This window comes from Roseovarius spongiae, from assembly GCF_003651245.1.
Classification (GTDB): domain Bacteria; phylum Pseudomonadota; class Alphaproteobacteria; order Rhodobacterales; family Rhodobacteraceae; genus Roseovarius; species Roseovarius spongiae.
The window spans coordinates 303,421-318,645 of sequence record NZ_RAPE01000003.1 but is presented as its reverse complement, the minus strand read 5'-3'; the positions used below and the strand labels follow the sequence as shown (position 1 = coordinate 318,645).

Below are 15,225 nucleotides of genomic sequence, written 5' to 3'. Positions count from 1 at the left end.
CCCCGCCGGAGGCGCCCGCGTTGGCGCCTCCGGCGAGAGTATTGGCGGAACATCGAGCGCCGGGTGGCGCTCAGCTTACATCGAAGCGCAGCGGCCTGATCTGCTGAAACAGCCCGGTGTCGTGCAGCTTCTCCATCAATTCCTTCGGGACCGGCGAATCGACGTAGAGCAGCGCGATCGCCTCGCCGCCGCGGATGCTGCGCCCGAGGGTGAAATTGGCGATGTTGACGCCGTTGCCCGCCAGCGTCTGCCCGAGCGCGCCGATGATGCCGGGCTCATCCCGGTTGGTGGTGTAGAGCATGTGTTCGCCGATCTCGGCGTCGATGTTGATGCCCTTGATCTGGATGAAGCGCGGCTTGCCGTCCGAAAAGACCGTGCCTCCGATCGAGCGCTCGCGCTGGTCGGTGACGACGGTGAGCTTGATGTAGCCCTCGAACGCGCCCGACTTGTCCTGCTGGGTCGTGCTGATCTGGATGCCGCGTTCCTTGGCGATGACCGGGGCGCTGACCATGTTCACCTCGGGGTTGAGGGATTTCATGATCCCTGCCACCGCGGCGCTGGTCAACGCGGCGAGGTTCATGCCGGACACGACGCCGTCATAGAGGATGTTGATGGCGCGGATCGGCTCGTCCGTCATCTGGCCGATGAAGGCGCCCAGGTGATCGGCGAGCTTGATCCACGGGCCCATGACCTTGGCCTCGCGCGCGGTGACCGAGGGCATGTTGAGCGCGTTGGTCACGGCGCCGGTCAGCAGGTAATCCGACATCTGCTCGGCCACCTGGATGGCGACGTTTTCCTGCGCCTCGGTCGTGGCGGCGCCCAGGTGCGGCGTGCAGACGACGTTCGGCAGGTCGAAGAGCGGGTTTTCGGTGGCGGGTTCCTTGGCGAAGACGTCGAACCCCGCGCCCGCCACATGGCCCGATTCAAGCAGATCCGCGAGCGCCTCTTCATCGACCAGCCCGCCGCGGGCGCAGTTGATGATGCGCACGCCGGGCCTGGTTTTCTCGAGGTTCTCGCGGCTCAGGATGTTGCGGGTCTGGTCGGTGAGCGGCACGTGCAGGGTGATGAAATCCGCGCGCGCGAGCAGGTCGTCGAGTTCAACCTTCTCCACGCCCATCTTGTCCGCCTTCTCTGCGCTCAGGAAGGGGTCATAGGCGATCACCTTCATCTTGAGTCCCCGCGCGCGGTCGCAGACGATGCCGCCGATATTGCCCGCGCCGATCACGCCCAGCGTCTTGTTGGTCAACTCCACGCCCATGAAGCGGGATTTCTCCCACTTGCCGGCGTGTGTCGACGCGCTCGCCTCGGGGATTTGCCGCGCCACGGCGAACATCATCGCGATGGCGTGCTCGGCGGTGGTGATCATGTTGCCGAAGGGCGTGTTCATCACGATCACGCCTTTCTTCGACGCCGCGACCTTGTCGATGTTGTCGGTGCCAATGCCGGCGCGGGCGATGACCTTGAGATTGTCGGCGCGGTCGAGGATCTTCTCGGTCACCTTGGTGGCCGAGCGGATCGCGAGACCGTCATATTCGCCGATCACCTCGGCGAGCTTTTCCTTGTCCTTGCCGAGATCGGGCTGAAAATCAACGTCGATGCCGCGATCGCGGAAGATCTGCACCGCCGTGTCGGAGAGCTTGTCGGAAACGAGAACTTTGGGAGCCATTTTCGTGGTCCTTTCGGGGGTGGGGCGCCGGGATCCTTGAAAGATCCCGGTCCGATTTTGTCCAGAGAGATCAGCGGTTCAGCCGCGTTCGGCCGCGTAGACCCAGTCGATCCAGGGCAGGAGCGCCTTGATGTCGGCGGTTTCTACCGTGCCGCCGCACCAGATGCGCAGGCCCGGCGGCGCGTCGCGATAGGCGCCGATGTCATGCGCGGCGCCGGCGTCGTCCAGCCGTTTCGCGACCGCCTTGGCGAAGGCGGCGGGATCTGCGATGGTCGGATCGGTGAAGCGCAGGCAGACCGAGGTGTTGGACCGCGTCGCCGGATCAACGGCGAGGTTCGCAATCCAGTCGCGCGCATCGCAGAAGTCATGGATCGCCTGCGCGTTGGCGTCCGCCCGCGCGAACAGCCCTTGCAGCCCACCGACCGAGCGCGCCCAGTCCAGCGCCGCGAGGTAATCCTCGACCGCGAGCATGGAGGGCGTGTTGATCGTCGCGCCCTCGAAGATGCCCTCGATCAGCTTGCAACCCTTGCTAAGGCGGAAAATCTTGGGCAGCGGGCGGTCGGGCGTGTAGCTTTCCAGACGCTCCACCGCGCGGGGGGAAAGCACGAGCATCCCGTGCGCCGCCTCGCCGCCCAGCACCTTCTGCCAGCTGAACGTGGTCACGTCGAGCTTGTCCCACGGCAATTCCTGCGCGAAGGCCGCGCTGGTCGCGTCGCAGATGGTGATCCCGGCGCGGTCTTCCGCGATCCAGTCGCCATTGGGTACGCGCACCCCCGAGGTGGTGCCGTTCCACGTGAACACCACGTCATTGTTGGTGTCGACGCTCGTCAGGTCGACGATCTCTCCATAGTCGGCGGTCTTGACGATGGCGTCGAGTTTCAGCTGTTTCACCGCGTCGGTGACCCAGCCGGCGCCAAAGCTTTCCCAGGCCAGCATCTCGACGGGGCGTGCGCCCAACATGGTCCACATCGCCATTTCCACGGCGCCGGTGTCCGAGGCAGGCACGATGCCAATGCGGTGGCTGTCCGGGATGCCGAGCACCTCGCGCGTGCCGTCGATGGCGGCCTTGAGCCGCGCCTTGCCGATGGGCGCGCGGTGGCTGCGGCCCAAGGGCGCATCCGCCAGCTTGTCGAGCGAGAATGTCGGGGGTTTGGCGCAGGGGCCAGAGGAGAAACGCGGATTCGCCGGTGTTTCCACGGGGCGAGAGACCGGCCGCGCGCCGGTGTCTTGCATAGCCATTGCTGCTATCCTTCCAGATAAGCGCCCTTCGTTGGGGAAGGGTGTCCCACCTACGGTGCTAAGCCCGTTGCGGGGCTTTCGCAAGTGGGGAAATGCGGGTAAGCGGCATTCGAAGGATTATTCGCGACGCGGGCCGCCTGCGCCGCCGCGTGAAAGGGGAACCCGAACATGTTCATCACCACGCTCATCGCCCGCCCCGGCGCGCTCGACCCCGCGCTGGTCGAGAGCCTGCGCAACGCCTGGGGCGGGGGGGATGCGCAATGGCTGTCGCCCGACGAGGCGGCGGAGTTCGCGATGAAGGAGATCCCCGGCAACCGCTGGGATCTCTGGGAGGACCTGCAGGGGATGGGCGTCGATCTGGTCGTGCAGCGGGCCGATGGACGGCGCAAGAAACTGCTGATCGCGGACATGGACAGCACCATGATCGAGCAGGAATGCATCGACGAACTGGCCGACGCCGCCGGTATCGGCGCCGAGGTCAAGGCGATCACGGCGCGCGCCATGAACGGCGAGATCGGCTTCGAGGGGGCGTTGCTCGAGCGGATGGCGTTGCTGCGCGATCAACCCGAGGGCATCATCGCCGAGGTGCTGGCCGCCCGGATCACCCACATGCCCGGCGCCGCGGCGCTGGTGGCCACGATGCGCGCGGCGGGGGCGCACACGGCGCTCGTCTCGGGCGGGTTCACCGCGTTCACCGAACGGGTGGCGGATGCGCTCGGCTTTGACGAGCATCGCGCGAACGTGCTGGAAATCGCCGATGGCAGGCTCACCGGGACGGTCGCACAGCCGATCCTCGGGCGTGACGCCAAGGTGAGCGCGCTCGAGGAGATCGCCGCGCGGCTCGGGATCGCGCCTGCCGACGCCATCGCGGTGGGGGACGGGGCCAACGATCTCGGGATGCTGGCGCGCGCGGGCATGGGCGTGGCGCTTCATGCGAAACCGTCCGTGGCGGCGCAATGCGACCTGCGCGTGAACCACGGCGACCTGACCGCGCTGCTCTACCTGCAAGGCTATGCGCGGGACGAATTCGTGGGCGGCTGAGCGCGCACGGGAAGGGGCGTCGGTGAATCCTCTCGGTGCTGGCGCGAGGTGCTGATACCTTTGCGCGGCGATCTGACGCGAGAGGGAGGAGCGATGATGGCGAACTATCTTTTCATCTATCACGGCGGCGGGATGCCGGAGACCCAGGAAGAGGGCGAAAAGGCGATGGCCCAGTGGATGGCGTGGTTCGGCGAGCTGGGCGACGCGGTCGTCGATGGCGGCAACCCGGTGGGCAAGTCCAGCACGGTGAGCGCGAATGGCGTCACCGGCGACGGCGGGGCCAACCCGACCAGCGGCTACACGGTGGTCCGGGCCGCGTCGCAGGAGGCCGCATGCGAACTGGCCAAGGGCTGCCCGATGGTCGTCGACGGATCGGGCAGCGTCGAGGTGGCCGAGATCATCGAGATGTGAGCGCGCGGCCCCGGATCGGCCGCGATATCGCCGCTTACGCCGCCAGTTCCGCGCGCGCCTGCCCGATCATCAGCGCGGCGCGCGCCGCCTCGCGCCCCTTCTCGACGAAATGCGCGGCGTAGATCGCGCGGTGATGCTCCGTCTCCTGGTACTGGTGCGGGGTGAGCGAGACCGACAGCACCGGCACGCCGCTGTCCAGCCCGGCCGCATCAGCCCGTCCACCACCGCCTGCGCGACGAAGTCGTGGCGGTAGATGCCCCCGTCCACCACCAGCGCCGCCGCGATCACCGCGCCGTAGCGCCCCGTCAGGGCGAGGTCGCGCGCCATGAGCGGCATCTCGAACGCGCCGGGGACGTCGAGGACGTCGATCCGGTCGCGCGGGATGATTTCGGCGAATCCGTCCAGCGCGCGGTCGACGATGTTGGCGTGCCAGTTGGCCTTGATGAAGGCGTAGCGGGTGGGTGTCATGGGGTGCTCCTTTCGCATGTCGACACGTACACCCAAGGCGAAGGACGACAGGCAAGGCCGGCGCGGATGCGCGCGGCGGAACCCGGCGTTCTCTCTCATCCGGACTGTGACCGTCGGCCCTGGAATTGCACCAGGTCTGCTTGACCCAGGGGATTGCGGCGCAATCCCGAGGCGCTCGCGGGCTTCGGGCCGATGCCCGTTACCGCCGGTGGGGAATTCCGCCCCGCCCTGAGAACGAAGGCGAGCATGAGGCATGTCATGGCAAAGCGCAAGGTTGCCGGACATGCGCCGGTCCGGTCCGCTCCGGGGGGCGACGCGGGATCGGGGGGTGGGCGCGTGCAGTCTGGAGGTTGGCTTGGCGGAGAGAACCGCCGTTTCGGTCACCTGCAAGCGGGTCTGTTTGCGGCCCTTTGCTGTCGTTCGAGTCTGGCGCGGCGGGCGACCGGTCACAACCCAAAGCCGACAGTGCAGAAGCATCCTAGCTGTTACATGTCGGGGGCGTTTGCGTTCTTTTACAGACCGATCGCGAAGCCATTCTTCAGGGAAAATGCTTCTTCTTACATTCGCGTTCGAGTTGCCGTACAATGTGCGAGTATCGGCTTGTCACACAATATATGGAGTACTCCGGTTGGCTACCTTTTTCAGCGATGCATTCAGATTGGAAAAATCAGTTGTCGACGAGTACGGGGCTTTTGATGTGTCGATCATCAACGATTTGCCACTTTTTATTGACCCGTTCCTTCTCTTTCACAGCGAAAAGCAAGAATATCGGGACTTGCACGAAAGCATCATCGAATACCTGATCTTTCTGAGAGATCGGGCAGCGGACAGCCATGTTAGTGACGGAATGCTACGTAACTGGTATTGCTTCCCGGAAGTAAAGCAAAACTGGTTTGGCTTCTCGATGGTTGGAAACGGTGGTTCCGGTCTCGGGATGGACTTTGCAGGAAGTTTACATGAAAATTTGAATTTCATCTTCGCAAACTTTGGCGAGGAGAGCATCACCGAAAGCTCTCACCTGGAGAAAGTATGCTTGGTATCGAGCGGAGTCGGACGGGATAACATAAGTGATTTCGTGACAAACCTCATCCAAGACTTTCTGTGCACATACACGGAGAGCTTCGCCAAGGCGCATTTGCGCGAAGACCAAACACGAGAAGTCTGGATTGATAGGGCCGTTTTCAACTTCAAAACACAATCTTGGCAGAGGAAGCGCTACGAACTGCCTTGGTACGAAGGTGATTACATCATCCTTACTCCCAAGGACATGCTTACAAGGGACGACACATGGATCAATACGAGCGATTTAATTAATAGGTTCCAAGATATTCCTACAGCTATCCCTGACGGTAGCCTTAGGGCGTCCGTCAGCAATTATTTTGAGAGAGAACTCAGAGCACGCAAAAAGAAGGGGCGACATCCTACGAAAGGAAAGAGGGCCAAGGCAGCGACAGAGACTATCCGGCAGTTTCCTGAACTCATCGACTATTACATCAAGTTGAAAGAAGACACTGGCGATGATGCTACTGATTTGAGCTTTGAGAAGGTCTTCGCAACAGAATTATTTTTCTCCAAACGTCTCCGCGAAGTTCTTCAGCCTGTTCTGGCTGGAACCGATTTCTACCGCGTAAAGCCCGGCACGTACGAAGAATCTCATATTCGACTCGCTTACCTGAAGCACGTCATCGAAGACATGGGAGGCTGGCGTATCTTCTATGACGAAAATGGAAAAGCGGTCGAAAGAGAGAAAGACGTTCAGATACTGTACCGACTGGTTTGGTTCGGAACGCCGTCGGATGCAGGTACCGAGGCCAACGATGGTCGCGGGCCGGTTGACTTCAAAATATCCCGCGGTAGAGAAAAGACGCTGGTCGAGATGAAGCTGGCAAAAAACACAAAACTTGAGATGAATCTCAAAAAACAAACTGACATATATCAAGCATCATCAGATGCGCAGCGCGCTATAAAGGCCATTGTTTACTTCTCGTATTCACAGTTGACTCGCGTTCAGCGAATATTGAAGCGGCTTGGTCTCGAAGACAGCAAAGACATTGTTCTCATCGATGCGCGCAAGGACAATAAACCTTCAGGTTCGAAGGCCAGTTGAACGACCAAGATGGTGCGTAAGGTCATGAAAGATGGTGCGTAAGGTCATGAAATGTGCACCATCCCTATGAAGGGAGGACAACAAAGCTCTGGATGTGGTATACAAAGCCGGTGCGCTTCGCCTTGAGCCGACAACTGTATTTTGCAAAGTTTGTTATCTGCACAGGGCCACCCTTCGTGATCAGCGCGGCGAATGACGGCTCACCGCCCTCCCAAGACCTCAACGCCCAGCGCCGCGATAATCAAATGGCGCGCAAACCATAACTCCACGCGCGCAGCAAGGGCGGCGGCTGCCCCCGCTCACCCGATCCGCATCACAGCAACGCGGGCTCGGGCGCGATGCGGCCCGTCTCCATTCCGCGCCAGTTGACGATGGGCGCGTTGCAGTATTTGCGCGCCGCCGGGTGATCCGCGTCGAGCGCGCCGAGCCGGATCAGCAGCGCGGCGATGGCGCATTCCGCCGCCCGCGTGGCTCCGTCCGCGATCTTGAGCGCGACGCCGAGCCCGCGGCCCGGGATGATGGCGACGTAGAACGCCTCGGCCCCGGTCTTGAGCGCGACCGGCTCGGTGCAGGCGCGCATCAACTCGGTGCAGGCGCGCCGCTCGCCGGCGACGAGGTCGGGATGCGCCACCATCGCCTGCCAGAGCCGCGCCGCCGCGTCCTGGCGCGCGTCCGCGCCATCGGCGGCCGTCGCGAAGAAGGCCATCGCGCGGGCCATGCCGTGCAGCGTCGTGATGTGGTTGGGCGCTGAGCAGCCGTCGATGCCGTAGCCGGGGCTGGCGAGGCCGGTCAGTTCCTCGGTCGCGGCGAGGATCGCGCGCTGGACCGGATGGTCCATCTCCAGGTATTCGGGTCCGGCGCCGAGATGCCGGGTCACGCTGAGGAAGCCGGCGTGCTTGCCTGAGCAGTTGTTGTGCGCCTGGCAGGGTTCGGCGCCCGAGCAGAGCAGCGCCTTGTGCGCCTCCGAGTCCTTGGGCATATGCGCGCCGCAGCGGAAATCGTCGTCGCCGAGGCCGAGATCGGCCAGCCACGCATTCACCCGTTCGGTGTGAATCGCGGCGCCGTTATGCGACGCGCAGGCGAGCGCGAGGTGCTCGGGCGTCAGGCCGAACCGGTCGGCCGCGCCCGTCTCGACCAGCGGCAACGCCTGCAGCATCTTGCAGGACGAGCGCGGCAGCACCTGCGCGTCCGGGTCGCCCCAGGCTTCCACGATCTCGCCGCCGGGGCCGCAGATGACGGCCTGCCCGAGATGCGCGCTCTCGACCAGGGGGCCGCGTGAAATTCCGACCATCGGAACCGGTCCGGTCATCCTCATCCTCCCTTGGCGAACGCATGTGCGACTTTTCGCCAATTCATTCTTTCGTTTCTGGTCTCACTTGGGCTATTGGTGCACTGTCGAGAATGCAAAGCCCGGTCCAGTAGATACCCGCGGCAGGCGGGATGCAACCGGCGCGGATTGAGGTTTAGGGACAGCTTGGAGGCTGGACAAAAATGGTAGCACGGCTCATGCGCGGCGCAGGCGTCGCGGTTCTTTCCATACTTGCGTCGGGCGCGTTCGCGCAGGACGAAAGCACCAACCAGGTCGCGGCCAAGACCGCGTGGAGCGTGTTCGTCGATTCCGATCCCAAGGAGTGCTGGGCGGTGTCGGCCCCGACCGAGTCGGTCAACACCAAGGGCGGGCGCGTGGTCGCCGTGCGCCGGGGCGAGATCCTGTTCATGACGTTCTTCCGCCCGGCGGCCGGCGTGGCCGGGCAGGTCGCGTTCACCGGCGGCTATCCCTTCGCCTCCGGCTCCACCGTCGAGGTGAATGTCGACGGCGCCAAGTTCGAGCTGTTCACCGAGGGCGAATGGGCGTGGCCGGCCAGCAAGTCGGACGACGCCAAGATCATCGCGGCGATGAAGCGGGGGGCGGACGCAATCCTGACCGCGCGGTCCTCGCGCGGGACCCAGACCAAGGACACGTTCTCGCTCCTGGGGTATACCGCGGCGATGGAAGAGGCGCAGAAGCGCTGCAAGTAACCAATTGGCGGGTAATGGGGTGTTTCTGTGGCGCCCCGGCCCATAGTTTCGCCCTTAACGGATGATACGCCGCGCCGTGAGGCAGTTGTGAGGTGAACCATGTCCAGACCCAGCGCTTATGAACAATTGACGCTTGAGTATATCAATGCGCTGCGCACCGATCCGGGCGGCGAGTACGCGCGGCTTGTCGGGCAGCAGGCGAACATCGCGAGCGCGATCAGTTATTTCGGCGTCGATCTCGCCGCGCTGTCCGCGCAGTTGGGCGCGCTGCCCGCCGTGGCGCCGCTGGCGTGGAACGACAACCTGTCGGTCTCGGCCGAGACGCATTCGCAGCGAATGATCGACGAGGACACGCAGAGCCACAACCTCCCCGGTGAGCCGTCCCTGCGCGATCGGGTCGCGGATGCGGGCTACACCGGCTGGTCCGGCATTTCCGAGAACATCTACGCCTTTTCCAAGGACGCGCTGCACGGGCATGCGGGATTCGTCATCGACTGGGGTTATGACGACGCGGACTACTCGAACGGGGACGGCACAGGCACGTTGCTGTCCGACTGGCAGACCCGCGGCGACGGCATCCAGGATCCGGCCGGCCACCGCAACGCGCTGATGAACGCAGGCCGGACCGAGATCGGCATCGGCGTCATCCAGGACACGGACCCGGGCACGAATGTAGGCGAATACGTCACCACGCAGCATCTCGGCGCGCGGCACGCCTATGCGCCGCAATTCGTCGGTGTGGTGATCGACGATGCGGACGCCGACGGTTTCTACGACATCGGCGAGGGCATGGGCGGCGTGACCGTCACCCTGACCAGCGGCGGCGTCACGCTCAGCACGACGACATGGGCCGCGGGCGGCTGGCAGATCGCGGCGCCTGCGGGGACGTGGACGATCACCTTCTCGGGCGGCGGGCTGACCGCGGACGTGGTGACGACCGCGACGATCGGGGCCGACAACGTGAAGGTCGACGCCTTCAACCCCGCGGTCGTGTCCAACACCGCCCCGGTGGTGAGCATCGCGGACCAGGCCATCGCGGCCGGCGGCGACCCCTGGCTGCGCCTGGTGGACGTGATGACCGTCACCGACGCCGAAAGCGACGCGATCACGCTTTACGAGTTGCGCGACGACACGGGCGGCGACAACTGGTGGGCCGATGGCGGGATCAAGGACGCGAGCGCGGGCTACCAGACCACCGATCTGTCGGACATCTGGTTCACTCGTGACGCGGTCGCCTCCGTGCAGACGCTCTCGGTGCGGGCGCATGATGGAACCGACTGGGGCGCGTGGGAGTCGTTCGAGCTCACCACGCTGGGGGGCAACGCCGCGCCGGTGGTGACGGTCCCCGACCAGGTGATATCGCTGGGGGGCGGAGCGTGGCGCACGCTGGCCAGCGTGATGACCGTCACCGACGCCGAGGGCGACCCGATCACGCTCTACGAGGTTTGGGACGACGAGGGCGGCGACAACTGGTGGGCTGACGGCGGCATGGTGGACGCGAGCGTCGGATACCGGACCGCAGACCTCTCGGACATCTGGTTCACCCGCGACGCCGTCGCCTCCGAGCAGACGCTATGGGTGCGCGCCTTCGACGGCGCGGACTGGAGCGCCTGGGACCAATTCCAGCTGACCACCGCTGACGGGAACACAGCTCCCGTCGCGTCCGTGTCCGACCAGACCATCGCGCTGGGCGGCGATCCCTGGCGCAAGCTCGACGCCGTCCTCACCGTGACGGACGTCGAGGATGACGCGATCACGCTCTACGAGGTCTGGGACGACGAGGGCGGCGACAACTGGTGGGCTGACGGGGGCATGGTGGACGCAAGCGTCGGCTACCGGACCGCAGACCTCTCGGACATCTGGTTCACTCGCGATGCCGCCGCGTCCGAGCAGACGCTCTGGGTGCGCGCCTTCGACGGCGCGGACTGGAGCGCCTGGGACCAATTCCAGCTGACCACCGCTGACGGCAACACAACTCCAGTCGCGTCCGTGTCCGACCAGACAATCGCGCTGGGCGGCGATCCGTGGCGCAAGCTCGACGCCGTCCTCACCGTGACGGACGCCGAGGATGACGCGATCACGCTCTACGAGGTCTGGGACGACGAGGGCGGCGACAACTGGTGGGCTGACGGGGGCATGGTGGACGCAAGCGTCGGTTATCAGACCGCCGACCTCTCGGACATCTGGTTCACCCGCGACGCGGCTCCGTCCGAGCAGACGCTCTGGGTGCGCGCCTTCGACGGCGATCAGTGGGGCGATTGGGACGCTTTCGAGCTATTCACGGTCTGATTTGCGGCGCGAACGGTTTTGACCCGCGCGCGGAATCCTATATAGGGGCGTATCACCCCAGCCTCGAGGACCGACATGCCCGCCGCCGCGCCGATCACACAGGACGTCATGACCATCCCCCGCAAGACGCCGGAGGGCGGGCGGATCAACCTTGTCGGCCTCACCCGCGAGGCGCTGCGCGAGGCGCTGATCGCGCATGGCACGCCGGAAAGACAGGCGAAGATGCGCACGGGTCAGATCTGGCAGTGGATCTATCAATGGGGCGTGCGTGATTTCGACGCGATGACAAACCTCGCCAAGGCGTACCGAACCGATCTGGCGGAACATTTCACCATCGAAATCCCCGAGGTCGTCAATCGCCAGGTTTCCGCTGACGGCACGCGCAAGTACCTTGTGCGCATCGCCGGGGGGCACGAGGTCGAGGTGGTCTATATCCCCGAGGAGGGGCGCGGCACGCTCTGCGTCAGTTCCCAGGTGGGCTGCACGCTCACCTGTTCGTTCTGTCATACCGGCACGCAGAAACTGGTGCGCAACCTCTCCGCGGGGGAAATCGTCGGGCAGATCATGGTTGCGCGCGACGATCTGGACGAGTGGCCCACGCCGGGCGCACCCAAGGACGAAACGCGGCTTCTGTCCAATATCGTTCTGATGGGCATGGGTGAGCCGCTCTATAATTTCGAGAACGTGCGCGACGCGATGAAGATCGCGATGGACGCGGAGGGCATCCAGCTCAGCCGCCGGCGCATCACGCTTTCGACCTCTGGCATCGTGCCGGAAATCCACCGCACTGCGGCCGAGATCGGCTGCATGCTCGCGGTCAGTTTCCACGCCACGACCGACGAAGTGCGCGACAAGCTGGTGCCGATAAACCGCAAATGGAACATCGCGGCGCTTCTGGATGCTTTGCGCGAATACCCCAAGGCCAGCAATTCCGAGCGGATCACCTTCGAATACGTGATGCTCGACGGCATCAACGACAGCGACGAGGACGCGCGCCGGCTCGTGAAGCTGATCGAGGGCATCCCGGCCAAGATCAACCTCATTCCCTTCAACGAATGGCCCGGCGCGCCCTACAGGCGCAGCAGCAACAACCGCATCCGCGCCTTCGCCGACATCATCTACAAGGCCGGCTACGCCAGCCCGATCCGCACGCCCCGCGGCGAGGACATCATGGCCGCCTGCGGTCAGTTGAAATCGGCCACCGAACGCGCCCGCAAGTCCCGCCGCGAGATCGCCGCGGAGGCCGGGCTGGACAGGCGCGCGTAAAAGATCCCGATAACGCTGATATTCGACCTCACTCCCGCCACGTTTCGATGCGAGCGTGAAGCGAACGCGAAAGTAACCAGCCGGTTCGCATCGTGTTCGCAAACGGAGGGTTTGAAGATGGTCTATGTCCACAGCGATCCCACAGTGCGCGCCGGCGTTCTCGCGCTGGTGATGCGCGAGCGGCACAAGGCGATGAGTTCGGATGCCTGGGTCGCCGCGCTCCAATCATACGGGTATGGCGTCCGCAAACGCGCCGAAGGGGCATTTGTCACCACGTTGCCGCATGGCGTCGAGATCTGCCGCCTGCCCGACGAAGCCCGTCTCTGACTGCGCGATCCCGGGGCGCGTGTGGCGGCGCGTCCGATCTGACGCGATATGCCCGCGCGCTCCATGACGGTTACCATCGCGCACTCCACTCTATACTTAAAGCAGAATAATAGATCGCATACTCCCGCCATGATTGTTTCTGGATTGGGAACAATGTGGCGGCATTTCCAAGAATGACCGCGGCCTCGCCCCATTCCCTCACCATTGCAGCCACAAGGCGCATATATCCCGGTGCCAATCAAATTGCATGATTAGGATAAAATACATGAATATTCTTGACCTTGGGAATGATGACGCCGTTCTGAACCTGGTGATGCGCGAGCGGCGCCTGGCGGTTTCGGAGCGCGAATGGAAGCACCGGCTGCGCGGCTACGGCTACGCCATCCGCGACACTGCCGAGGGGCGGGTGCTGACCTCGCTGGTGCGCGGCGCGAGCATCTGCAACTTGCCGGCGTAATTCCCGGCCCGGGCCGGCGCGGGCGTCGCTCAGACGTCTTCGTGCCACTCGTCGATGATACGCACCGCTTCCTCGGCCGTCTCCACGAAGCTGAACAGCTCAAGATCCTCGGGTGAAATGGTGCCGGCGTCGGCCAGCGCCTCCCAGTTGATGATCTTGCGCCAGAACGCCTCGCCGAACAGCAGGAAGGGCATGCGCTTCATCCGATCGGTCTGGATCAGCGTCAGCGCCTCGAAAGTCTCGTCGAGCGTGCCGAACCCGCCGGGAAAGACGCAGACCGCGCGCGCCCGCATGAGGAAATGCATCTTGCGGATCGCGAAGTAGTGAAAGTTGAAGCAGAGGCCGGGCGTCACGTATTCGTTCGGCGCCTGTTCATGCGGCAGCACGATGTTGAGCCCGATGGACGACCCGCCCGCGTCGTCCGCGCCGCGATTGCCCGCCTCCATCACGCCGGGGCCGCCGCCCGTCGCCACAACGAAATCGCGCCCGTAGGAAGCGAGCGACCGCTCGGTCATCAGCCGCGAGAACTTACGCGCCTCGTCATAGTATTTCGACAGCTCCGCCAGTGTTTCGGTGCGCGCCGTGTCCTTCTCGGCGGGGGCGGGGATGCGCGCGCCGCCGAACAGCACGACCGTGCTCTTGATGCCGCGTTCGTTCAGGATCATCTCGGGCTTGAGCAGCTCGAGTTGCAGACGCACCGGGCGCAACTCTTCGCGGCACATGAAATCGGTATCGTTGAAGGCCAGCCGGTAAGCGGGCGCGCGGGTCTGCGGCGTGTCCGGCACCTGCTCGGCCGAACTGCGATCCGAATGGGCATCGCGGAACTGGCTGTGGCGGTCGTCGTTCATCGTGGGCTTGATCCTTGCCTCTGGTTCATTGATGAAGACGGTAGAGGGTTCGCAGGCCCTTGACCAGCAGGAGCGCGCAATGGATTGGACCGCAGAGATCGGGGCGGCGGCCGCGCGGATCGCGCCGCATGTCAGGCGCACGCCGGTGGTGAGCGCCGAATTCGCCGGCCGGCGGGTCGAGATCAAGCTCGAGCAGATGCAGCATACCGGCAGCTTCAAGGCGCGCGGCGCGTTCAACACGCTCTTGGCGGGCGATGTGCCCGCGGCGGGGGTCGTGGCGGCGTCGGGCGGCAATCACGGCGCGGCGGTTGCCCATGCGGCGCGTTCGCTCGGCCACCCGGCGCGGGTCTACGTCCCCGAGATGGCCGGGCCGGGCAAGATCGCCCTCATTCGCGCCACCGGGGCCGAACTGTGCGTCGTTCCGGGCGCCTACGCGAACGCTTTCGAGGCGGCGCGCGCCCATGAGGCCGAAACCGGCGCGATGCAGATTCACGCTTATGACGCGCCGGCCACGGTGGCCGGGCAGGGCGCCTGCATGGCCGAGTGGGAGGCGCAGGGACTCGACGCCGACACGGTGCTGATCGCGGTCGGCGGCGGCGGGCTGATCGCGGGCGCGCTCGGCTGGCTGGGCGGGCGGCGCAAGGTGGTGGCGGTCGAGCCGCAAAACTGCGCCGCGCTTCATGCGGCGCTGGCGGCGGGGGCGCCCGTGGATGTCGAGGTGTCGGGCGTTGCGGCCAACGCGCTGGGCGCGCGGCGGATCGGCGACATCTGTTTCGGGTTGGCGCGGGACGTCACGTCGGTCACGGTCGAGGACGCGGCCATCACGGCGGCGCAGACGGCGCTCTGGGATGGGTTGCGCCAACTGGTGGAGCCGGCGGGCGCGACGGCGCTAGCGGCGCTGCTGTCCGGCGCCTACGCGCCCGCAAAGGGCGAGAAGGTCGCGGTCCTGGTCTGCGGAGGGAATGTGGCCCGGTCGCCGCTGGGGTAGGGTGCGCCCCCCGGCGGGCGCGCAATCGCGCCGAATGGTCGCATTGGATGGATGACGCGGGCGTCGCCATTCGCTATGGAGGCGCGAGAATTCGTGAAA

At 64.8% G+C, this 15,225-nt stretch carries 13 protein-coding genes, 1 pseudogene and 1 riboswitch; of the genes and pseudogenes, 9 read left to right on the top strand and 5 right to left on the bottom strand.

The genetic code is table 11. From position 1 onward, the window contains the following. Window positions 1–70 precede the first annotated feature (70 nt). Together serA and D6850_RS12825 are read right to left on the bottom strand one after the other, a co-directional pair. On the bottom strand, window positions 71–1,666 hold the full coding sequence (serA, locus tag D6850_RS12830; protein WP_121167512.1) for a phosphoglycerate dehydrogenase: 1,596 nt from the start codon (window positions 1,664–1,666) through the stop codon (window positions 71–73). Between the two features lie 78 nt (window positions 1,667–1,744). After that, entirely contained in the window at window positions 1,745–2,905 is a 1,161-nt protein-coding gene (locus D6850_RS12825) for a phosphoserine transaminase (protein WP_206019260.1), read from the bottom strand. Between the two features lie 168 nt (window positions 2,906–3,073). On the opposite strand from D6850_RS12825, the gene serB reads away from it, so the two are divergent. Together serB and D6850_RS12815 are read left to right on the top strand one after the other, a co-directional pair. After that, the gene (serB, locus tag D6850_RS12820; RefSeq protein WP_121167508.1) at window positions 3,074–3,946 is read left to right on the top strand and encodes a phosphoserine phosphatase SerB; all 873 of its coding nucleotides are present in this window, start codon (window positions 3,074–3,076) and stop codon (window positions 3,944–3,946) included. A gap of 96 nt (window positions 3,947–4,042) precedes the next feature. Further along, window positions 4,043–4,357 carry a YciI family protein gene (locus tag D6850_RS12815; protein WP_121167883.1) on the top strand — a complete coding sequence of 105 codons (315 nt, stop codon included), beginning with the start codon at window positions 4,043–4,045 and terminating at the stop codon, window positions 4,355–4,357. Window positions 4,358–4,391: 34 nt separating this feature from the next. On the opposite strand, the pseudogene D6850_RS12810 reads toward D6850_RS12815, so the two are convergent. Further along, a pseudogene (locus D6850_RS12810) lies at window positions 4,392–4,825 on the bottom strand (6,7-dimethyl-8-ribityllumazine synthase). 83 nt (window positions 4,826–4,908) lie between these two features. Beyond that, window positions 4,909–5,065, bottom strand: a riboswitch (FMN riboswitch). 388 nt (window positions 5,066–5,453) lie between these two features. Between D6850_RS12810 and D6850_RS12805 the strand changes: the two are divergent. After that, entirely contained in the window at window positions 5,454–6,932 is a 1,479-nt protein-coding gene (locus D6850_RS12805; protein WP_121167881.1) for a hypothetical protein, read from the top strand. A gap of 313 nt (window positions 6,933–7,245) precedes the next feature. On the opposite strand, the gene D6850_RS12800 is transcribed toward D6850_RS12805, so the two are convergent. Then, a complete protein-coding gene (locus D6850_RS12800; protein WP_121167506.1) occupies window positions 7,246–8,241 on the bottom strand; it encodes an asparaginase in 996 nt (331 codons plus the stop codon). A gap of 182 nt (window positions 8,242–8,423) precedes the next feature. Between D6850_RS12800 and D6850_RS12795 the strand changes: the two genes are divergently transcribed. From D6850_RS12795 to D6850_RS12775, 5 genes are all read left to right on the top strand, one after another. After that, window positions 8,424–8,951: an invasion associated locus B family protein gene (locus D6850_RS12795; protein ID WP_206019259.1), complete on the top strand. Its 528-nt coding sequence runs from the start codon at window positions 8,424–8,426 to the stop codon at window positions 8,949–8,951. Window positions 8,952–9,050: 99 nt separating this feature from the next. Next, window positions 9,051–11,240, top strand: coding sequence for a CAP domain-containing protein (locus D6850_RS12790; RefSeq protein WP_121167504.1), 2,190 nt, complete (start codon window positions 9,051–9,053; stop codon window positions 11,238–11,240). A gap of 75 nt (window positions 11,241–11,315) precedes the next feature. Beyond that, on the top strand, window positions 11,316–12,506 hold the full coding sequence (gene rlmN / locus D6850_RS12785) for a dual-specificity RNA methyltransferase RlmN (RefSeq protein ID WP_121167502.1): 1,191 nt from the start codon (window positions 11,316–11,318) through the stop codon (window positions 12,504–12,506). A gap of 117 nt (window positions 12,507–12,623) precedes the next feature. Next, a complete protein-coding gene (locus D6850_RS12780) occupies window positions 12,624–12,833 on the top strand; it encodes a hypothetical protein (protein WP_121167500.1) in 210 nt (69 codons plus the stop codon). Between the two features lie 265 nt (window positions 12,834–13,098). After that, window positions 13,099–13,290 (top strand): hypothetical protein, encoded by a 192-nt coding sequence (locus D6850_RS12775; RefSeq protein ID WP_121167498.1) that lies wholly within the window; start codon window positions 13,099–13,101, stop codon window positions 13,288–13,290. Window positions 13,291–13,319: 29 nt separating this feature from the next. Here D6850_RS12775 and D6850_RS12770 read toward each other — a convergent pair whose 3' ends face one another. Then, window positions 13,320–14,138, bottom strand: a complete 819-nt coding sequence (locus tag D6850_RS12770; protein ID WP_121167496.1) for an LOG family protein — start codon at window positions 14,136–14,138, stop codon at window positions 13,320–13,322. A 79-nt stretch (window positions 14,139–14,217) separates the two neighbouring features. Here D6850_RS12770 and D6850_RS12765 point away from each other — a divergent pair, with 79 nt between their 5' ends. After that, entirely contained in the window at window positions 14,218–15,126 is a 909-nt protein-coding gene (locus D6850_RS12765) for a threonine/serine dehydratase (RefSeq protein ID WP_121167494.1), read from the top strand. The last annotated feature ends 99 nt before the right edge of the window (window positions 15,127–15,225 follow it).